The 20,319-nt window shown below is 74.0% G+C and carries 18 protein-coding genes and 1 tRNA gene; 11 read left to right on the top strand and 8 right to left on the bottom strand.

Going from position 1 to position 20,319, the window contains the following annotated elements; all coding sequences use genetic code 11:
* From O7628_RS14725 to O7628_RS14680, 10 genes are read left to right on the top strand one after another with little or no spacing between them, the layout of a single operon-like run.
* On the top strand, positions 1 to 1,575 hold the full coding sequence (locus O7628_RS14725) for a hypothetical protein (protein WP_278131129.1): 1,575 nt from the start codon (positions 1 to 3) through the stop codon (positions 1,573 to 1,575).
* Positions 1,572 to 3,509: a TOMM precursor leader peptide-binding protein gene (locus O7628_RS14720; protein WP_278131127.1), complete on the top strand. Its 1,938-nt coding sequence runs from the start codon at positions 1,572 to 1,574 to the stop codon at positions 3,507 to 3,509. The genes O7628_RS14725 and O7628_RS14720 overlap by 4 nt, the downstream gene beginning before the upstream one ends.
* Positions 3,487 to 4,806, top strand: coding sequence for a hypothetical protein (locus O7628_RS14715; protein ID WP_278131125.1), 1,320 nt, complete (start codon positions 3,487 to 3,489; stop codon positions 4,804 to 4,806). Before O7628_RS14720 ends, O7628_RS14715 begins: the two co-directional genes overlap by 23 nt.
* Positions 4,782 to 6,080, top strand: coding sequence for a class I adenylate-forming enzyme family protein (locus tag O7628_RS14710; RefSeq protein ID WP_278131123.1), 1,299 nt, complete (start codon positions 4,782 to 4,784; stop codon positions 6,078 to 6,080). The genes O7628_RS14715 and O7628_RS14710 overlap by 25 nt, the downstream gene beginning before the upstream one ends.
* On the top strand, positions 6,077 to 7,276 hold the full coding sequence (locus O7628_RS14705; RefSeq protein ID WP_278131121.1) for a hypothetical protein: 1,200 nt from the start codon (positions 6,077 to 6,079) through the stop codon (positions 7,274 to 7,276). The genes O7628_RS14710 and O7628_RS14705 overlap by 4 nt, the downstream gene beginning before the upstream one ends.
* On the top strand, positions 7,267 to 9,804 hold the full coding sequence (locus tag O7628_RS14700; protein WP_278131119.1) for a lantibiotic dehydratase: 2,538 nt from the start codon (positions 7,267 to 7,269) through the stop codon (positions 9,802 to 9,804). The genes O7628_RS14705 and O7628_RS14700 overlap by 10 nt, the downstream gene beginning before the upstream one ends.
* Entirely contained in the window at positions 9,801 to 11,021 is a 1,221-nt protein-coding gene (locus tag O7628_RS14695; RefSeq protein ID WP_278131116.1) for a YcaO-like family protein, read from the top strand. The genes O7628_RS14700 and O7628_RS14695 overlap by 4 nt, the downstream gene beginning before the upstream one ends.
* A gap of 5 nt (positions 11,022 to 11,026) precedes the next feature.
* Positions 11,027 to 12,499 (top strand): TfuA-like protein, encoded by a 1,473-nt coding sequence (locus tag O7628_RS14690; protein WP_278131114.1) that lies wholly within the window; start codon positions 11,027 to 11,029, stop codon positions 12,497 to 12,499.
* 7 nt (positions 12,500 to 12,506) lie between these two features.
* On the top strand, positions 12,507 to 14,345 hold the full coding sequence (gene asnB / locus O7628_RS14685) for an asparagine synthase (glutamine-hydrolyzing) (protein WP_278131112.1): 1,839 nt from the start codon (positions 12,507 to 12,509) through the stop codon (positions 14,343 to 14,345).
* Between the two features lie 51 nt (positions 14,346 to 14,396).
* Complete coding sequence (locus O7628_RS14680) at positions 14,397 to 15,221, top strand: alpha/beta hydrolase (RefSeq protein ID WP_278131110.1); 825 nt, start codon at positions 14,397 to 14,399, stop codon at positions 15,219 to 15,221.
* A 286-nt stretch (positions 15,222 to 15,507) separates the two neighbouring features.
* Here O7628_RS14680 and O7628_RS14675 read toward each other — a convergent pair whose 3' ends face one another.
* From O7628_RS14675 to O7628_RS14645, 7 genes are all read right to left on the bottom strand, one after another.
* Positions 15,508 to 16,047 carry a DUF4240 domain-containing protein gene (locus O7628_RS14675; RefSeq protein WP_074475324.1) on the bottom strand — a complete coding sequence of 180 codons (540 nt, stop codon included), beginning with the start codon at positions 16,045 to 16,047 and terminating at the stop codon, positions 15,508 to 15,510.
* Between the two features lie 75 nt (positions 16,048 to 16,122).
* The gene (locus O7628_RS14670) at positions 16,123 to 16,383 is read right to left on the bottom strand and encodes a hypothetical protein (RefSeq protein WP_074475325.1); all 261 of its coding nucleotides are present in this window, start codon (positions 16,381 to 16,383) and stop codon (positions 16,123 to 16,125) included.
* A gap of 42 nt (positions 16,384 to 16,425) precedes the next feature.
* Positions 16,426 to 17,049: a hypothetical protein gene (locus O7628_RS14665; RefSeq protein WP_278131107.1), complete on the bottom strand. Its 624-nt coding sequence runs from the start codon at positions 17,047 to 17,049 to the stop codon at positions 16,426 to 16,428.
* Entirely contained in the window at positions 17,046 to 17,360 is a 315-nt protein-coding gene (locus tag O7628_RS14660; RefSeq protein WP_178063019.1) for a hypothetical protein, read from the bottom strand. The genes O7628_RS14665 and O7628_RS14660 overlap by 4 nt, the downstream gene beginning before the upstream one ends.
* Positions 17,361 to 17,366: 6 nt before the next feature.
* Positions 17,367 to 18,290 carry a hypothetical protein gene (locus tag O7628_RS14655; protein ID WP_278131103.1) on the bottom strand — a complete coding sequence of 308 codons (924 nt, stop codon included), beginning with the start codon at positions 18,288 to 18,290 and terminating at the stop codon, positions 17,367 to 17,369.
* 300 nt (positions 18,291 to 18,590) lie between these two features.
* Positions 18,591 to 18,869 carry a hypothetical protein gene (locus O7628_RS14650; RefSeq protein WP_278131101.1) on the bottom strand — a complete coding sequence of 93 codons (279 nt, stop codon included), beginning with the start codon at positions 18,867 to 18,869 and terminating at the stop codon, positions 18,591 to 18,593.
* Between the two features lie 26 nt (positions 18,870 to 18,895).
* On the bottom strand, positions 18,896 to 19,273 hold the full coding sequence (locus tag O7628_RS14645; protein WP_278131099.1) for a MerR family transcriptional regulator: 378 nt from the start codon (positions 19,271 to 19,273) through the stop codon (positions 18,896 to 18,898).
* 72 nt (positions 19,274 to 19,345) lie between these two features.
* Between O7628_RS14645 and O7628_RS14640 the strand changes: the two genes are divergently transcribed.
* Positions 19,346 to 20,122, top strand: coding sequence for an SDR family NAD(P)-dependent oxidoreductase (locus O7628_RS14640; protein ID WP_278131098.1), 777 nt, complete (start codon positions 19,346 to 19,348; stop codon positions 20,120 to 20,122).
* A 93-nt stretch (positions 20,123 to 20,215) separates the two neighbouring features.
* On the opposite strand, the gene O7628_RS14635 is transcribed toward O7628_RS14640, so the two are convergent.
* A tRNA-Thr gene (locus tag O7628_RS14635) sits at positions 20,216 to 20,292 on the bottom strand.
* Between the last annotated feature and the right edge of the window lie 27 nt (positions 20,293 to 20,319).

Raw genomic sequence — 20,319 nt, 5'->3', positions numbered from 1 at the left:
GTGACCGAAAGACAGTTGCTCCTTCGCGGCGACGTCTACTACCTGCCGGTGCGCGACGGGGTGTGGCTCCGGACCACCGAGGGGTCGTTCGTGCTACGGGGACGCGGCGTCGCCGCCTGGCTGGCCCGTCTCGGGCCACTGTTCGACCGTGGGGTGGCACCTGAGCAGCTGTTCGACTCGCTGGCCCCGGCGCAGGCCCGGTACCTCCGCGACCTGGTCGATCTGTTGGAGCAGCGGCGGGTCCTGCGCAGGGAGCCGCCCGGCGCGCGGGCCGGCACCGCGGGTGAAACCAGGCGGCCCCGAGCCGAGGGGCGCACCGCCGGTCGGGCGACGGCGGGGATCGTGGTCGCCGGACCCGAGGGGTACGCGGTCCTCCTGGCCGGCGCACTGGCACAGGCCGGGTTCCGCGACGTCGTGGTACCTGCCGAACCGGATCGCCCCACGGCAGCCGAACTCGCCGGTCGCCATCTGGTCGGGCTGTTTCCCGCCGAGCAGGCGGACCCGGCACTGGTCCTGGGCGACCGGGTGGCCGCTGAGGGCATCGGCACCTGGCTGGGGCTGACCCGGGGCCGCGCCCTGCTGCTCAAGGGCCACCTGACCGGCTATCCGTCGGCGTGCCCCCGGTGTGCCTGGCGACGGCTGGCCCACCGGTCGGTCGCGCTGCCGGCCGGCGACGGGATCGGCACCGCCGCACCACTGGCCGCCGGGGTGCTGGGCCAGGAGATGACCCGGGTCCTCGTCGACGGCGACACCCGACCGCTGGCCGAGGCGGCCGTGGTCGACCTCGACACGCTCCGGATCTGGCGGTCGGCCGTGGACGTCGACCCCACCTGCCCGGCGGCCGGCCGGCACCACCGCGCCGGTCCGCTCACGCCGCGTGCCGCACCGTTCCCCGACCTGGTCTACGCCGCCCGCTGCTTCGGGCCACTCGCCTCCTGCTCTCCCGAAGGGCTGCCGCAGCTGCCGCTGACCACGCTCCGGCTGGTCCTCAACCCGTTGGGGCGAGCGGAGCCGACCGTGCGCCGGGACGGGCCGCTCCTGGTGGCGGAGACGATGGCGGAGGCCCGGGCCGAGTCGCTGTCGCTGGCCGTGGAGCGGCACCTGCCCGCCGCGCCGGGGGCGGCGGTCGGCGTCGGGGCAGACACCACCCGGGCGACGGCCCGCGCCCTCACCCGCTGGGCCGACACCCGGCTCACCGACGGCTGGTCCGACCGCGTCGTGGACCAGCCGTCGGCGGCGCGGAACCGGCTGGGCAGCCTCGCCGGCCACCTGCCGCCGGTGCGGCACCAGGCGCACCCCAGCGGGATGTGGCGAGCGTGGGCTCCCGGCGGGACTCCCCTGACCGCTCTCGACCCCGGGCAGGCCGAGCAGCGGGCGCTGCTGGCGGCGCTCGCCCGTCGACAGCATCCCGGGTGGGTCGGCGAGATCGTGCCCGGCGCACCGCCGTACACCGGCGAGCACCTCCAGCGGCACACGGCGGCGCTCGGCCTGTGGACGCGGCCGGTTCCCCTGCCGGCCTTGGTGTCCACGCACCTGGTCGGCGTCGAGGTCGGAAAGGACGGTGGGCGGCCATGAGCACGATGACGGCACACCCCATGCCGGGCAGGGCTGCGGGCCTGCGGGCCGCCATCACCCTGCTCGCCGATGATCTCGTTCGGCTGGTCGGCCCGAGCGCGGTTGCGCAGCCCGGGTCGGATCACCGGCTCGCGGTGCTGGTCGACCTTTCCTGGGACGCCGACCTGCGGACGCTGCCCCGGCAACAGTCGCCGCTGCTGCCCGTGTACGGCTGCCGGGGACGACTGGTGGTGGGCCCGCTGGTGGAGCCCGGCCGGCCGAACTGCCCGCACTGCCTCGCGCTGCGGGTGCGGGTGGCCAACCAGCCGCAGGGGGCGACGACCGATGCGGAGACCGCGTGGCGTCCGTTGTCCGGCCGCCGGGACGAGCCGGACTGGCCAGCCACCACCGGATACGTCGTCGCCGCCCTGTTGCGGGCGGAGGCGCAGCGGCTGGCCGCCGGCGAACCACCCCTCAGCCGCGACGCGGCCTTCGTGCTCGACGACGGTGGCCTGGCCGGTGACTGGCATCCGGCCATCGCCCACACGCTGTGCCGGACACCGCACTGCGTGGCGACGGCGACCCCGATCCCGCCGCCGCTGCCGGACCTCGGCACGGCGCTGCCCGCCACCGGCCCGACCTCGACCCGGCGGTTCCCGGTCACCAAGCTCGCCGACCGGCTGGAGTCCGAGTACGTCGACTCGTGGTCGGGCATCACCCGGGCCCCGAGCCTCGCGGGTGACGCCGCCCTGCCGTCCACACAGGTCAAGGTGCCCACCAGGTGGGGTTTCGAGGAGATCGCCATCGGGCGGGCCGACGACTACGTCACGGCGCGGGCCGGTGCCGTGCTGGAGGGCCTGGAACGCTACGCGGGCTGGCACTGCGGTGGACGGGACCCGGCCCGGTTCGCCGCCTTCGCCGACCTCACCGCCGCCGTCGACCCCCGCACGCTGCTGTTGCACGAGGACGACGCCTACGACCAGCCCGGGTTCGAGTACGCGCGGTTCGACCCGCACACCCGGACCGGCTGGGCGACGGCCCACTCCGTCCTGACCGGTCGGGCCGTCCACCTGCCCTTCCATGTCGCCTACTACGGCGCGACCCAGCGACCCGAGACCGGGCCGGCGTTCGTCTACGAGAACTCCAACGGCTGCGCGCTGGGCAGCGGGGTGGAGGAGGCACTCCTCGCGGCGCTCCTGGAGATCGCCGAGCGGGACGCGTTCCTGACCGCCTGGTACTCGCGTAGCCCGCTGCCCGAGATCGATCTGGGCCAGGTGGCGGAGGCCGACGCCGCCGCGCTCCGCGGCCTGCGCCACCACACCGGGCGGGAACTACGTGCCTTCCAGGCCGTCGGCCTGTTCGGGGTGCCGGTGGTGCTGCTCGTCTCGCTGGCCGACGACCCCACCCTGCCGGCCACCCTGGTCACGGCCGGCTGCGCCCTGACCGTGTCCCGCGCCCTGCGTGGCGCCGTCCAGGAGATGGCGGCGGCGGCACCGGCGATCACCGTGCTGTACCGGCAGCAGCGGCCCTCCGAGGAGGCCCTGGCCCGTCCAGCGCTGGTCCGGCACATGACCGACCACGCGCTGGTCGCCGGCCTTCCGGAGGCGCGCGGACGGTTCGACTTCCTGCTCGCTCCCGCGAACCGGCCCGCCCCGGTACGGGCGCCGCATCTACCCCGCGGGGACGTCGCCGCGGACCTGGCGGCGATGCTCGACGTGGCCCGGGCCGACGGCCAGGAGGTGTTCGTCGTCGACCACACGACCAGCGAACTGCACCGGGCGGGCCTGCGGTGCGTCAAGGCAATCGTCCCGGGTGCCGCGCCGATGACGTTCGGGCATCTGCACCGCCGGATGCCGACGGACGCGGCGATCGCACGCTTCCGGCTCCGTAACGGGGCCGGTCCCACCCTCACGGCGGACAGGGAGGTCCGGCATGAGCCACATCCGTTCCCCTGAGGCGGCCACTCCGCCGGGGATCAGTCCCCTGCCCGGCGGCCTCGGCTGGGTGGTCGCGGACCGGGAGGCCGCAGTCGGTCTGCTCAGCGACGACCGGCTGGGGGTCGTGGAGTCCACGGCGGTGATGGCGTCGCTGACTCACGGCCTGGCCGACGACGTACGCCCGATGGCGGAGGAGCTCGGGGCGTTCGCCGAACGGATCATGCTCCAGGCGTCGCCCGAGCGGCACGCCGGGCTCCGCCGCGCCTTCGGGCGGTTCTTCACCGCCGACGCCGTCGAGGCGATGGTGCCGGCCCTGCGTGCCCTGGCCGACCGGGTGGTCGGGAGGTTCGCCGCCGCGGGCGGTGGCGAATTCATGACGGCGGTCGCCTTCCGGTACGCCATCGAGTGCGGCGCCCACCTGCTGGGCCTGTCGCCCGAGGAGTTCCACCGACTGCACAAGTTGAGCCAGCGCCTCGCGCTGGTCGCCTACGCCGCGCGGCTGCCGGACCCGGCGGCGGCGGTCACCGAGGGGCACGCCGCGCTGGCCGAGATCCGCCGGTCGCTCCGCCGGGCCCGACCCCAGGCACCACCCGGGAGCGTGCTGGGCGCCTGGCACGCCGGCTGGACGGGCGGGCTCGCGGAGGAGGACTTCGAGGCCAACATCGTCATGCTGGTCCAAGCCTCGCTGGAGACCGTGGCCGGCATGCTGGGCAACGCGGCGATATTCATCCTCGGCTCCCCCGCAGCGTCCGACCCGGCGCACCGGGAGGCCATGCTCGACGAGGCCCTGCGCAGTGAACCGCCCCTGAAGACCCTGGAGCGGGTCGCCCACGCGCCGATCACGTTCGGCGACCTGCACGTCCGGGCGGGTCAGATCATCAGTGTCCGGGTAGCCGAGGCGAACCGGCCCGACGACCGGGTAGCGGGGCGGGCGGTGCTCTCCTTCGGCTGGGGCGCCTACCGGTGCCTGGGTGCCCGGCTGGCCCGCTACCAGGCCATCGAGCTGTTCGACGCCCTGCACCGGGCGGCACCCGGCGCGGTGCTCGTCGACGACGAGATCGAGCGCATCCGGCACATCAGGTTCAACATGCCGCGGCGGCTGATGGTGCGCTGCCCCGCCGAGCCCGAGCCGGATCTGGCCCGGATGCTCACGGAGAGCCTCGCGGAGCACGACCTCGACCGCCCGCTCAGCTCCGTCGAGCGGGTCATGGCGGCGGCGACGCTGGAGCAGAACGGCCACACCGTTCCCGACCACGCCACCGCTCCTACGACGATCAGGGGGTGGCTGGCGTGGGCGACGACGCACCGTGGCTGAGGCCCGTCGCCGAGCTGCTCGCCCGGTCCGATCACGGGGTGGTCGACGAGAGCGGCCGGGTTCCCTGGCGGGACATCGTGGGACGGGCGAGGGACCTCGCCGCCGAGCTGCCCCGGACGGCGCACGGCTGGGTGGTGCCCGCCGACTGCACGGTCCGCTCCCTGGTCGGGCTCCTGGCGATCGGGCTGGCCACGCCCTCGCCACGCTGGGTGCTCGGTGACCCGGCCCGATGGGGCGTCGGGCGGGCCTTCCACGATGTCGCCTGGGCGGCGGGGGCGCACTCCGCACCGCCGGACGAGGTCCGGGGGCCGACGTACGCCACGGCCACCTCGGGGAGCACCGGCAGGCCCCGGCTGCTCTTCGGCCGCCCGCACGCGCTGCACGAGGCGGTCCGCCTCTACGTCGAGGGGATGCCCGAGTACGGGCAGGCGGAGGTGTTCGCCGCGTGTTCCAGCCTGGACTTCGCGGCGGCGTTCTACGTCGTCATGGTGCCGGCGCTGCTGCGGGGCCGGGACCTGCTGCTGTTCCGACCGCATCAGTGGGCGCTGGCCGGGCGGCACCTCGCCGACCGGCCAGGCATCTGCCTGGCCCCGCCGGCGCTCGCCACGCTGACCGCCGGTGCCGCCCCGGCCGGGGCGCGCTACGACCGGACCACGTTCGTTCCGGCCGGGGGTGGGCTCACCCCGGACCGGGCCCGACGGATCTCGGTAGGGCTGCCCGGCTGCCGGTTCCTGACGATGCTGGGCTCGACGGAGACCGGTCTGCTCACCGTGCGCCGCGAGGTGGACGCGACCGGAAACCTCGGCGCGCCGTTGCCGGGCAAGCAGGTCTGGCTGGAGGATGTCGGACCCGACGGGGTCGGCATGCTCTGGACCCGGGGACCCGACACGCGGTTCGCCGCCGTCGGTGGCGAGTTGCGCGCCCGGCCCGATGGCGCGGTGAGCGCCGGCGACCTCGTACGGCCCGCTCCTGATGGCACCGGTTACCTGCTGGAGGGCCGGGTCGACGACCTGATCAAGGTCGACGGGGTGACCGTGTACCCGGCGAGCGTCGCCGCCGCGGTGCAGGCCCTCCCGGGCGTCACCGACGCCCGGGTCTCCGTGGACCGTTCCGGCCCGGTCGACCGCATCACGGTCCTCGCCGTCGGCGACGTCACCGAGGAACTGGTCCGCTCGGCCTGCGCCGGCCTGCCCAGCCCCGTGGTGCCGGCGCGGGTGCTGATCCGGGCCTCGACCGAGGCCGCCTTCAACGACAGAGGGAAGGCCCTGCTGTGACCTCAGCGACCGAGCACCCGGCGCCGGCCGACAAGCGGGCGGCGGTGGCGGCCCATGTGCTACGCCGGCCGGCGGTGCTCTACGAACAGCTGCGCCGGCAGGGCGGTCTCGTGTGGAGCGACTCCGGCGGATGCTGGCTCGTCGTCGGCTACGAGCCGGCCCGGATGGTGCTGCGTGACGAACGGTTCCGGATGCCCGGGGCGGATCCCACCTCCGAGTGGGGCGCCGGCGCCCGGCACGGCGACTTCGTCCGGAGCCTGCTGTTGTCGGCGGAGGGCGCCGACCACGACCGGATGCGCCGTACCCTCGGCCCGGCCTTCTCGCCCCGGGCCGTGCGGTCCCGGCGGGAGGCGGTCGAGGCGACGATCGACAGGTTGCTCGCCGGCATCGGCCCGGACGGCCGGTTCGACGGCGTGGCGGCGATCAGCGGCCGGCTGCCCGTCGCCGTCGTCGGTGACCTGGTCGGCGTGCCGGGGCCGGAGCGGGGCCACGCGAGCGAGCTCTGCCGGACGATCAGTCAGGGTGGTGGCCTGGTCAACGGCCCCGCCACCGAAAGCGCCGTCCGCAGCGCCCTCACCGCGCTCGACGAGCTGACGGTCCTGGTCCGGCAATGGCTCACCGAGCCCACCCCGGACTCGGTGCTCGCCGCCATCCGGGCCGCCGCAGGAACCTCGCTCGCCCTGTCCGAGACCGAGACGGTAGCCAACGTCTTCAGCCTCTACCTCGCCGGGCACGACACCTCCCGCAACATGATCAGCGCGCTGCTGCTGCGCCTGGCCACCGCACCGGAGTTGCTGGACGGCCTGCGCGACGGACGGCTCACCGCCGAGGCGGAGGTGGATCGGGTGCTGCTCACCGAGTCCCCCCTGACCTTCACCGCGCGGGTGGCGGTGCGGGACGTCGAGGTGGCCGGCCAACTGATCAGGCGCGGCGACCGGTTGCGGGTGATGCTGGGCGCCGCCAACCACGAACTGGTCACCACCGACCAGCCCGCCGGGCCGCTCGCCGGCGTCGCGTTCGGGGAGGGACGACACGTGTGCCTGGGCGCGCACGTCGCCCGGCTGGAGGGGGTCGCCCTGCTCACCGTCCTGGCCCGGCGCTGGTCCACGGTGCGCGTCGCCGGCGCTCCGCGCTGGACGCCCCACTTCCTGCACCGGGGTCTGGAGCGGCTACCTCTGGAGGCGACATGGTGTTAGGCCGGGCACCCGCCCCGACCGGCGTACGGGTCGGGCCGGTGATGGTCCGTCGCCGCTGCCGGATGGGCCCACAGCTCCTGCGGGACCTCACCGACGAACGGGTCTGGGCGGCGGCGGCGCGTACCGCCGAGGCCGAGGACGCCTGCCGCTCGCGGGGCGCGGCGGCGGCGGACGTCATCGGTGCTTTCGTGCCGCTGGCGGCACCGGCCGAGCGGCGTCGCCTGCTCCGCGCCAGGCGGGACGCCTACAACGGTCGTGCGCTGACGACCCTGGCCGGGGACATGCTCGATGTCGGAGCGGTCGCCGCGTACGAACGGGCGCGCTCGGAGCTCGACCGGCGGCGGGCCGAGCTGCGGACGGCCCTGGCGGAGTTGGACCACGCCACCCGGGCGACCATCCACGACCGCCTCACCGAACCGGACTTCGCCGCCTCGGTCGAGCTCTCGGTGCCCGGTCTGCTGGCGGAGATCCGCCGCAGCGGGCGTCGGCACCGGCCGGGGTCGGCCCGGGAGCGGCGGCGTCTGCTCACCGTGTTCCGGCTGCTCCAGCGCGCCGCCACCAAACCGTCGCCGTTCGCCCGGCTCGCCGAGGCCGCGCTGCTCGTCGCCGGGGCCGGCCGACGGCCACCCGACCGGCACGTGCGGGTCGACCGGCGGGCACTCGACTGGGTCCAGCACTGGGTTCGTGGCCCGGGCCTGCGGTCGGTGGCACCGGACCAGGTGTGGGTGACGACGAATCCCACCGTCACCGTCGACGAGCCGGCCCCCGGCCGGGTGAGCTGGCTGATGACCGGCGGACCGGCGGACGACCTGCGGAGCGCAGCCTGCCCCGACCAGCTGGCCCACCTGCTGCGCCGGCTGCGCTCCCCGCACCGGCTCTGCGACCTCTCCCCCGACGGCACCGTCCCGCAGCAGCTCTCCGCGCTCCTCCGCAGTGGGCTCCTCGAGGTGGGACTGCGTCCGCCCGGGCACGGACGGCAGGTCCTCGACGGCGTACTGTCGGCGCTGCCGGCCACGACCGACGGCGGCACCGGCGAGCTGCGCGCGGCACTGCGCCTGCTGCGCGACATCGAGGCGGACCCCTCTCCCGCGCCGGGTGCGCTGACCGCCCCCGCCCGGGTGGGCCTCGACCGACTCGCCGCGGCCTGCGGGGTCAGCACCGGGGGAGCGGACCGCCTGCTGGTCACCGAGGACCTCGTACGGGTCGTGGACGAGCCCGCCCCACCCCTCGACAAGGAGGTGCTGGCAGACCTCGGACGGGTCCAGCTGATCGCACCGCTGCTCGCCCCCGAGCTGCCCTTCCAGCTTGCCGGCATGCTGTGTTTCCGGGAGCGGTTCGGCACCGGATCCGTTCCGCTCCTGACCGCGTACCGGTGGTTCGTCGAGTCCGGCCGCGCCGCGGCGGACACGATGATCGCCGAGTCGACCCATCCGCTGCTGCGCCGCGCGCTGGGGCTCCGCGCCGACCTGACCGACCGGCTGCGGACGCTCGTGGCCCGCGCACCGCAGGCCGACGAGGTCCGACTCGACGGCGCGGAGCTCGACCGCGTCGCCGCCGCCCTGCCCGACGAGCTGCCGGACTGGTCCTGCGCGGCGTGGCCGGTGCAGCTCGCCGGCGACCGCATCGTGCTCAACGGCCTCGGTTGCGGGTACGGTCGGTTCGCCGCCCGGATCGCCGCCGGCCTGGTCGACGCACCGGTCGGACTGCTGCGGGAGTGGGCCGGCGCGGCGGACGTCGCGGAGCCGGACGCGCTGGCGGTGGACGTCACGGCACGGTTCGGCGCGACCGCCAACGAGCGGCCCCGGCTGCTGCCCTACAGCCTGGCCTTTCCCGGGCACGCCCTAGAGTGCGACCCGGAGGCCCGGATCGACCCGGGCGACTGCACGGTTCGGGTCGACGAGGAGCGCGGCAGGCTTCTGTTGCACAGCCCCGCGCTGCCGGGACGGGCGCTGCTCCCGGTCCCCCAGAACGCCACGCTGACGGCGCTGGCGCCACCGTTCTTCCGGTGGCTGCGCAGGCTGGGCCCGGCGACGGGCAGCACGCTGGCGTTCTGGGACCATGTCGACGGCAGCCTCGGCGCGGACGCCCCCGGGCTCCGCCACTATCCGCGGCTGGTCCTCGGCCGGCTCGTGCTGGCCCGCCGGACGTGGAAGGTGCCGCAGGCGGCGCTCCCCGGTGGGGCCGACGACGACGCCGCCAGGATGGTGGCCTGGCACCGGTGGTGCGCCGAGACCGGGGTGCCCCGGCGGTCCTTCGTCCGGGCGGTCACGCTGCCCGACCCGTGGGACGTCGTCCGGGGCCGCGCGTCCAGCGAGTGGGTTGGCCAGGCCCGGTCGCGGTCGGGCGGCGCCGTGCGCAAGCCCGTGTACGTGGACCTCGCCCAGCCGAAGTGTTGGCCGGAGGGGATCGCCGCCGTGTTGACCTTCGCCGAGCCGTTGCCCGACCCGGCCGCGCCGGATCCCGGGACACACCCGACGGAGTACGTGATCGAGACGTCCCAGTCCCCACGGCGGAGGAGCAGGGTATGAACGAATCGTCCACCCTCGACGTGGAACCGGTCACCGCGGACCGGAACGTGAAGAGGTACTTCGCCGGCACGCACCGCACCCGGCATCCGGCGGACACCTGGCGGCTCGCCGAGCGGCTCTTCACGCGCTGCGGCCTGACCCGGGTGGCCGACGTGACCGGCCTCGACGTCATCGGCATCCCGGTGTGGGTCGCCGTCCGGCCGATGGCCCGTACGCTCAGCGTCAGCCAGGGCAAGGGCGCCACCGACCTGGCCGCCAAGGTCTCGGCCGCGATGGAGGCCATCGAGCTGTGGCACGCCGAGGAGCTTCCGGCGACGACGCCGGGGCCGGTGGGCGTGGCCGCCTCGTCCCTGCGCCTGCCGTACGACGTCATGTCCCTGCAACGCGCCGCCCGGAGCCTGCTCACGCCGGACGTCCCGCTGGACTGGGTGCCTGCCCGGGTGGTCGGCGAGGACCGGGAGACGCTGGTGCCGCTCGCCTGCGTGGCCATCTCGTCCCTGGCCGCACCGGCGTGGTCCGTGCCGCTGTTGCGGGTTTCCAGCAACGGCCTGGCCAGCGGAAACTGCCCGGCGGAGGCGGCCCTGCACGGGCTGTTCGAACTCATCGAGCGGGACTGCACGTACGACCTCGGCGACCGGCCCGTGTCCACCCGGACGCATATCGACCCCGAGACGGTGACGGACCCGGACTGCCACCGCTTGATCGGGCAGATCACCTCCGCCGGGGCGTGGCTGGAGCTCGTCGACAACACCCGCGACCCCGCCTTCCCCTGCTTCGTCGCCTATCTGTGGTCCCCCGAGGACCCGTCGATCTATTCGGGGTCCGGCTGCCACACCGACCCGGCGACGGCCCTCTCCCGCGCGGTCACCGAGGCCGCGCAGAGCCGGTTGACGGTCATCAACGGCACCCGGGACGACGTCCGGGGCAGCCTCTACCGCTCGCACCGCTGGGACACGCATCGGCCGGTCACCCCACCCGACCGGCTCCGTTCGTGGGACCAGACGCTGGCCGCGTTGCGAGTCCGCCGTTTCGGCTCCGTCGACGAGGAGTACCGGTGGTGCTCGCGGCAGGTCCGCCTGCGAACCGGCCAGCCCGTGCTGGAGGTGCCGTTGTCCCCGTCCGACGAGCCGCTGTCCGTGGTCCGGGTCATCGCTCCCGGGCTGCGGTTCGGCACCGGCGACGAATGCCCCAGGCCCGTTCGACCGGAGGAATCCTGATCACGATGGCGACCCATGTCTTCGCCGGCCCCACCATCGACGCCGACGACATCCGCCGGATCGTGCCCGACGCGGTGCCGCACCCGCCGGTGCGCCACGGCGACCTGCTGCGGCTCCGGCCCGGGCCGGCGGACACCGTCCTGATCCTGGACGGGCTCTTCTTCCAGGCGCCCGCCGTCCGGCACAAGGAGATCCTGCATCTGGTCCGCGAGGGGGTGCGGGTCGTCGGCGCCAGCAGCATGGGCGCGCTGCGCGCCGCCGAACTGCACCCCTATGGCGTCGTCGGCGTCGGCCAGGTCTTCCAGTGGTACGCGGACGGCACGGTCGTCGCGGACGACGAGGTCGCCGTCGCCCACCTCGACACCGACGACGGCCACGCGCAGCTCTCCGACGCCCTGGTCTCGATCCGGTACGGCCTCCTGTCGGCCATCGGCGAGGCACTCGACCAGGACGAGGCCGACGGCCTGCTGGCGCTGGTCCGCGACCTGCCGTTCCCCCGCCGAAGCTGGTCGGCCCTCTGGCGGCTGGCCGAGCACGGCGGCCTGGCGGCTGCCGCCGGCCGGATGCGCGGGTGGCTCGACGCGCACCCGGACCAGCGGGACGTCAAGCGGCTCGATGCGGTGCGGGCCCTGCACCTGGTACACGACGGGACCCCGGTGGCCGCGGCGCCGGTCGACGTCGCGCGCTACGCCACCCTCGACACGGTCTACCTCGCGGACTGGCGCTGGGAGAACGAGGGCACCGAACTCGGCGGCCGGGTCGTGACCGACTACCACGCGCTGGGGTTCCTCCGGCTCTTCCTGCCGGCGTATCCCTCGCTGCACCGCCGGGCGACGCTCGACGCGATCGCCCGGGACGGGGCTCCGGAGGGCAGCGGCGACGCCGGGGCCACGCTCGTCGGGCGGGCGCTCGACGCGGCCCGGGCCCGCAGGGTGCTGGGCTCCGACGACGGGCCGACGACCGGCATGCGCGAATGGTTGTCGGCGGAGGAGCAGGCCAGCCTCCCCGATCGGGAACTCGCCGTCCGGGCCCTGGTGCGTTCCTTCCGGACCGAACCCGGCGTCCGCACCGGGCACCGCGTCCCGTCCCTGCTGGCGGCGCAGCCGGCCCTGCTACGGCTGGCCCGGACCTGCGCCGCCGCCGCGGGTGCCCTCAACGAGACGGCCATGCGGCGCAACAGCGGATTCCAGGTCGAGCACATCCGTCATGACCTGGTCGAAACCTTCTTCCGGGACCGCTGGGACTGCCCCGACCTGGAGATCGCCTGCTGGGACCGGGGGCTGACCGGGCTGGCGCAGCTGCACGAGCTCGGCCGGTACTTCCTGCTCCTGGCGCGCTCCGGCAAGCTGCCGGAGGAGACGCTGAACGCGGTGCCGGGCTGGCCGGACGGGCACCGGACGCCGGGAGACCCGGCCGGTCCCTCCGTTCCCGCCCCTGCCACGAACGCCCTTCCCGGGCCCGCCACGAACGGACGTTGAGATCGCCATGTGTGGAATCACCGGATGGATCGACTTCGGGCGCGACCTACGCACCGCGAGCGCCGCGATCGCGTCGATGACCGCCACGATGTCCTGCCGGGGGCCGGACGCCGAGGGCACCTGGATCGGCCCGCACGCCGCGCTCGGGCACCGGCGGCTCGCCGTCATCGACCTGGAGAACGGCACGCAGCCCATGCTCGACGACCCGGACCGCGACCCGACGGCCGTCATCACCTACAGCGGCGAGGTCTACAACTTCCAGGAGCTACGTGACGAGCTCGCGGCCCGCGGGCACCGGTTCCGGACCCGCAGTGACACCGAGGTCGTCCTGCGGGGCTACCTGGAGTGGGGCGAGGGGCTGCCCGAACGGCTGGTCGGCATGTTCGCGTTCGCCGTCTGGGACAACCGCGACCAGCGGCTCCTTCTTGTCCGGGACCGGCTGGGGGTCAAGCCGCTCTACTACTACCCCACGCCCCGGGGAGTGCTCTTCGGCTCCGAACCGAAGGCCATCCTCGCCCATCCCGAGGCCCGCGCCCAGCTCGGCACCACCGGGCTACAGGAACTCATGACCTGGGTTAACACGCCCGGCCAGGCGATCTTCGAGGGGATGCGGTCGGTCCTGCCCGGTCACGTGCTGAGGTTCGACCGGACGAGCACGTCGGAGACGGCCTACTGGCGCCTGCCCGCGACGGCGCACCATGACGACCGGGCGACGACCGTCGAGACGGTACGGCGGTTGCTGAGGCGGGCCGTCGCGGGACAGACCGTGGCCGACGTGCCGCTCTGCTCGCTGCTGTCCGGCGGACTCGACTCCAGCACCGTCACCGCGTACGCAGCGGAGGCGCTGGCCGAGCGGGGGGAGGGCCCGCTGCGGTCCTTCGCCGTCGGCTTCTCCCGCCCCGGCATCCCTGGCCAGGATCCGGCCGAGGACGCGTCGTTCGCCGCCAAGCTCGCCGCCACCGTCGGGACCGCCCACGAGACCATCACGCTCAATGCCGCCGACCTGACCGATCCGGCCGCGCGCCTCGCGGTGCTCCGCGCCCGCGACCTGCCGCTCGGGCTGGCCGACATGGACACCTCGCTCTACCTGCTGTTCCGGACGGTGCGCCGGCACTCGACCGTCGCCCTGTCCGGCGAGGGCGCGGACGAGCTCTTCGGCGGGTACCCCTGGTTCCACGACCACGGTGCCACGACTGCGGACACGTTCCCCTGGATGCATCACAGCGCACCCATCGACGTCAGCGGGCCGTCGTTCCTCGACCCGGACCTGCCCCGCCGGCTGGCACTCGACGACTACCGGGCCGACCGGTACGCCGAGGCGGTGCGCGAGGTCCCGGCGCTCGCCGGCGAGAACGAGCTCGACGCGCGCATGCGCCGGGTGTCCCACCTGTTCCTCACCCGGTTCATGCCGATGCTGCTGGAACGCAAGGACCGGATGAGCATGGCCGTCGGGTTGGAGGTCCGGGTGCCGTTCTGCGACCACCGGCTCGTCGAGTACGTGTTCAACGTGCCCTGGTCGACGAAGTCCTTCGACGGGAGGGAGAAGAGCCTGCTCCGCGCTGCGGTGGCCGGAACCGTGCCGGGCTTCGTGCTGGACCGGCGGAAGACCCCGTATCCGGCCATCGTGGATCCGGCGTACGACCAGGCGATGCGGCAGAAGCTCGGTGACCTGATGGCGGATTCGAACGCGCCGGTCCGGCCCCTGATGGAACAGTCCAGCGCCCGCGCAGCCTATGCCCTGGTCGAGCAGGCGGAGCCGAGTCAGCTCCAGTTCCTCCGGCTGGGTTTCGAGTCCCTGTTGCGGATCAACGACTGGATGCGCGAATACCGCGTCGAGCTGCTCTGAGGCTTTCCGGAGGCGGTGCCCCGCCAGCAGACCCGACCGAAGGAGGACGACATGCCCCAGCCCCGGTTCTGGAAGTTCGACGGCACGCAGACGACGATCTCGGTGCGGACCTGGGACCACGAGGATCCCCGTTACGTAGCCATCGTGGTGCACGGCTACCCGGAGCACGCCGGCCGTTACGCCGACGTCGCCAGCCGGCTCGTCGCGCACGGCGCTGCCGTGTACGGCCCCGACCACATGGGGTTCGGGCTGTCCGACGGCGAACGCGCCTACGTCAAGGACCTTGAGGACATCGTCACGGATGTGCGCACCGTGGCCGAGCAGGCACACGCCGACCACCCCGGAAAGCCGCAGATCGTCATCGGCCACTCGGTCGGTGGCCTCATCGCCGCCCGGTACGCCCAGCGTTACCCGGACGCCGCGACGGCTCTCGTGCTCGTGGCACCGGTCCTCGGCACCTGGCAGACCGCGACGATGCTGCTCTCGTTCGAGGAGTTCCCGACACAGGTGCACGACATCGGGCCGATGCTGTCCAGGGACGGCCAGGTGGGCGCGGACTTCAACGACGACCTGCTGGTCTGGCACGGCCCCTTCCGCCGGGTGACCCTTGAAGCCATCGCCCGAATGTTGACGGTGGCCAACAACGCCGGTTCCCTCGGCCCGCTGCCGACCCTGTGGTTGCACGGTGACGAGGATGCTCTGGTGCGCCTGGACGACACCCGGCAGGGGATCGAGCTGATCGGCGGCGAGGAGCTGCACCAGCGGCGATATCGCGGGGCCTACCACGACCTGTTCCACGAGACGAACCGGGAGCAGGTCTTCCGCGACATGATCGGCTTCATCGACCAGTTCGTCCCCGAGCCGGACGGACGGTGATCGCGCAGGCGGACGCGTCGGTGGCGGCCGTGACCACCGTGTGGGGGCGGTCCCAGCCGGCGTTGGGCTCGGTCCCAGCCGGCGTTGGGCTCGGTCCCAGCCGGCGTTGGGCTCGGCGTGGAACGGGCTCGGCGTTGGCGACGCTGACCACGGTGCGTCGGCGGTCGCCACGGCGATGCTGTGGGTGGCCCAGGGTGTCGCCGCCGTGGCCCGCACCGTGCCCGGCGCGTTCGCGCACCCGGCCCCGGGCCGGGTCGGCCCGCACGTCAGGTACTGCGCGTTCTGACTATTCCCGCCAGCCGTCGGGGTTGTTGAACGACTCCCGGGAGATGCCCGACCCGGTGCGCGGCCAGTCGCCGAACCGCTTGTCGTGCAGGTGCGCGAAGAGGTAGCAGAGGCTCTCGCACTCGGCGTCGGTGACCGCCAGGGCGGGGTTGGCCCGCACCGCCTCGTAGAACTCGCGGCCGAGGGCGACGATGTGGCCCCGGGCGTAGAGGAAGCCGTCGTCGGAGCCGTCGGTGACGGCGTGGACGTCGGCGCGGTCGAGGTCGTAGAGCTTCCGCTCGACCACCCGGTCCAGGGCGGTCAGCTCCTCGCTCGACAGGTCGGCGGCGAGGGCACAAAGCTGTTCGACGAACGGGCTCAACCACTCGTCGAGGGCGTCCGGGTCGACGTCGTCGGCCGCCGGGTCCCGCTCCCGCAGGGCCCGGCGCAGCGCCGCCGGCTCGGGGCCCAGCCGCTCCCACGCGGCCTCCACCATGGCCCAGAACCGGGCCTCGTCCTCGACACCTGGCAGCTTCGCGACGCCGTCCACCGAAACACTCATGGGCCGCAGGCTAGCGGTAGGCCCCGACATCCTGTCCGGCCACCGGCGGCGGGGCAGTCACCGGCGACGGGGCGGTCACCGGCGGCGGGCCAGCAGGTCGGCCACGGTGGCCGGCGAGTACACCCGGCCGCGGGCGAGCACCGCCACGACCAGCGGGGCGAGCACCGCGACCAGGCCGAGCAGCGCGGTCTGCTGGTCGGCCGACACCGGCAGCCCGAAGGCGACCAGCAGGCTGAGCACGGCAGCGCCGGCGGCGGTGACCCCGCCGACGGTCAGCAGCGGCTCGGAGGCCGCCGACGCGTGCGCGGGAACGGGGACGGGAACGGACTCGGGCATGGCGGGCCTCCTGCGGGCTCCGTCGCGGACAGTGTCGATCGTTCATTCGGTCACGCAGGCGACGATGCGCTGCGCGCCTCCGGCGGTGACGACTGTGACGACCTGCACCGTCGTACCCTCGGGGCACCAGGGCCCCGGCGGGCCGCTCGGGCCGACCGGCCCGGCCTCGCCCTGCGGCCCCCGCTCCCCCGGCGGGCCCGCCTCGCCCCTGGGCCCCTCCGGGCCGGACGTCCCCGGTGGGCCGGCCGGACCACCCGGGCCGCTCGGGCCAGCCGGACCGCTCGGGCCGCTCGGGCCGCTCGGCCCCGGCGGGCCCTGGTCACCGCGTGGCCCCGGCGGGCCGGTGGGACCGCCGGCGCCGTCGAGGCCGGGGACCCCCGGTGGCCCCGGCGGACCGGCCGGTCCGGGATTCCCGGGTACGCCCTTCAGGTCCTCCGGGTCGACGACGCACGTCCCGCCGAGTTGCCGGACCTGCTGGCACAGTTGCTCGGCGCCGGACAGGGCGGTGGCCGCGCGGTGCTGCTGCTGCACGGTCTGCCGTCCCATCGACGCCGCCCACCAGCCGATCGTGGCGGCGATGAGGGCGGTGGCCGCCACGGCGACCACCGCGCGGCGGCGGCCGAGGCGGTTCATCCGTAGTCGTAGCTGAAGGGTCTCGTCGGTCACGCATCACCGCCTGGCTCGTGCGGACGCAGTCTCGTCAGTTCCCGCAGCAGGGAGTCGGCATGGTCCTCGGCCGCCCGCCGGGCGGACCGCGCCTCGTCCACGGCCTGCTGGAGGGTGTCGAGCCGGGCCTCGGCGGCCGAGCGGCGCACCTCCGCCTCGTCGGCGCGCCGCTCGGCCCGGTCGATGGCCTCCTGGTACTCCCTGCGGTCGGCCCGGTTCGCGTTGAGGAGGTACAGGACGACCATGACGAGCAACCCGCCGGCTCCGACCGCGCCGAGACCACCGGGCGGGACGAGAGTCGCCAGGTCCACACGACGTCAGCTCGACAGCCGGGCGGTCAGCTCGTCGACGACCTTGCGGGCCATGTCCTGCGGCACCGCCGCCGCGATGGCCGCCGGGGTGAGCCCGGCGGTCGCCAGCGCCTCGGCGAGCCGCTGCGGGGACAGGCCGGCGAGCACCCCGGCGATGATGGCGGGCTCGTCCGTCCAGTCCTTGCCCTGGAGGGTGGTGACCCCGGCGACGACGCCGTCGAGGCGGGCCATCAGGTAGTCGAGCTTGGCGACGACGCTGTTGCTGGCCGCCGCCGGTCCGGCGCCGTCCGGGTCGACGGCCCGGCCCATGCTGCTCCCGCCGTAGAACGTGCCTAGGTAGACCTGGTGGATCTCGTTCTCGGCCTTCTCGCTCATGTCGTCCTCCGGTGCAGGTGGGGTGATCAGTCCGATTTCGGTCAGGTAGCGGCGGAACAGCGGGGTCTGGTCCCGGCCCGCCTTGGTCGAGTCGCGGAAGAAGCTGAAGTGGGTGTGCCAGAGGTGGGAACTGTCTCCGGTGCTGCGCTTGCCCAGCCGGTCCCACCGCTTGACCGTCTTGCCGTCGGGGGAATAGATGATCTCTCTGAGGTCCCGCGTGTCGGCCGTGCCGGCGGTGCACTGCCGCACGCACCAGACCGAGAACGAACGCAGGTCGTGGGTGCTCCCGCCGGACTTCACGCTGAAGCCGCCGACGTCCAGACCGGACGCGTCGAGGGTCAGCCCCGAACTGTCCCGGGTGGACTCCACCACGGAATAGTCACCGGGCACCACGCGGTCGGAGCCGCAGTGGTAGCCGCCCCGGTGGGAGGCGTCGCCCACGATGCCGACCTCGGCAGGTTCCAGATCCTGTGGGCGTGAGGTAGTGGGGTCGAGGTCCAGGTGGGCCAGGAGCAGGCTGCGGACAGCCATCAGGTTCGCCGGGGCCCGGGTCATGGGCGCTCCCTTCGGGTGATGGGGAGCCGGGCCAGATGACTACCGAGTGCGATACCCTCCGTTAGGCACAAGCCCGACCAAGTGGTGCACAACGGCGGGCATTTGACCCAAGAGTAACTAGGTCATCACGCTTTCACCAGGGCAAACGCCCCACCTTCGGATAGTGCGACCCAAGCCGACCGCCCGGACGCCCAGTCACCGCCCGTGTCGGTGACAGGGCCGCATCAGCCGGACCCGCTTGGAGATCTTGTCGTAGGCGATCTCGTCGGAGCCGTCGTCCCGGCGGCCGGGACGCCGCGCCTAGGCCGACGTCGCCGGCGGACGCCGCCGCCTCCAGGCGTGAGCGAGGGCGAGGGCGACCAGGCCCAGGAGGGCGAGAGCGCCCGCGACGGCCACGCACACGGCGAGCCGGCGTTCGGCCGCCGCGACGTTCGCCGCGTGCTGCCGCAGCAGCTCGGGCGTCGGGTCCTGGTAGGGCAGCGACATCCCGGCCACCTGGAACAGGGGCAGGCACGGCAGCAGGCAGGCGGCGAGGAGCAGGAGAATCCCGACCGACAGGGCCAGGCGCGCACGCGACATCGCGCCAGACTCCCACAGCCCGGCCCTCACGGCTGGGGGTGGCTGTGGTTGCCCCGTGGGCTGCGCTGGCCGGCGAGGTACTGCTCCAGGGTCTCCCGGCGGGCGCGAATGCGTCGCTCCTGCTCCAGCAGGTCGTCGCGGACCCGTTGGGCCTGGCGAAGCACGTCGGCGCAGGCGGTCTGGCCGCCGTCGGCGGTGACGCAGGGCATGATGTCGCGCAGGATCTGCGAGGAGAGCCCCGCGGCGAGAAGGTCCTGGATGAACTCCACCTTCTCGATCGCCTCGGGTCCGTAGTCGCGGTATCCGTTGGGGAGGCGCTCGCTGCGGATGAGCCCCTGCTCCTCGTAGTAGCGCAGGGCCCGGGTGCTGGCCCCGGTGGCGTGGCTGAGCTCTCCGATACGCACCGGTTCGTCGCCCCCTCCGGCCGCTGGCGCCGACTTGACCTTCACGCTGACGTCAACGTTTAGGTTAGCCGCATGACCACGGCATCCGACATGAAGGGCCGCTCCGCCCTGATCACCGGCGGATCGAGCGGCATCGGCGCGGCGATCGCGGAGCAGCTCGCCGGGCACGGGGCAGACCTGGTGCTGGTGGCCCGCGACGCCGAGCGGTTGGCGAAGACCGCCGCCGGCCTGCGCGAGCGACACGGCGTCGCCGTGCTGAGCGTCCCCCTCGCCCTCGACGAACACGACGCTCCCGTCCGCCTGATGAAGACCGTGCAGGACGCCGGCATCGAGGTGGAGCTGCTGGTCAACAACGCGGGCATGAGTTCGCTGGCCACGGTGGCGGACAGCGACCCCGCCACGCTGCGTCGACTGGTGGACCTCAACGTCGGCGCTCTGACCGAGTTGACCACGCTCGTGGTGACCGGGATGGTTCAGCGGGGGCACGGTTCGGTCATCAACGTCGCCAGCACCGGGGCCTACACGCCGGCACCCGTCCTGGCCGCCTACGCGGCGTCGAAGGCCTACGTCCTCTCGTTCACCCAGGCACTGTGGGCCGAGACCAGGGCCAGCGGCGTCCGGGTGGTGGCGGTGAGCCCGGGGCCGACCCGGACACCGATGAACCCCCGGCCGGGCGGCGGGAAGCGCCAGCCGGCCCAGGTCGCCCGCACCGCGCTCGCCGCCCTGGAGGGAACCGGACCTGCCGTGGTCGACGGGCGGCGCAACAAGGTGACGGCGTTCATGATCCGCATGGTGCCGCCACGGCTCATGGCCCCGTTCGCGCTGCGGATGATGGCGCGCGGCCGCTGACCTCACGTCGTCGCCGTCGCACCGACCGGGCCCTCCCGCACGGGAGGCCCGAAAAACAAGGCCCTGACCAGCGCTGAGCTGGCCAGGGCCTCCTGGAGCCGCCTGACGGAATCGAACCGTCGACCTACGCATTACGAGTGCGTCGCTCTAGCCGACTGAGCTAAGGCGGCAACGACCGCCAAGTGTACGGCACGCCC

It is taken from the genome of Micromonospora sp. WMMD956 (genome assembly GCF_029626125.1).
In the GTDB taxonomy this organism is placed as follows: domain Bacteria; phylum Actinomycetota; class Actinomycetes; order Mycobacteriales; family Micromonosporaceae; genus Micromonospora; species Micromonospora carbonacea.
This window is presented reverse-complemented; position numbering and strand designations above follow the sequence as displayed.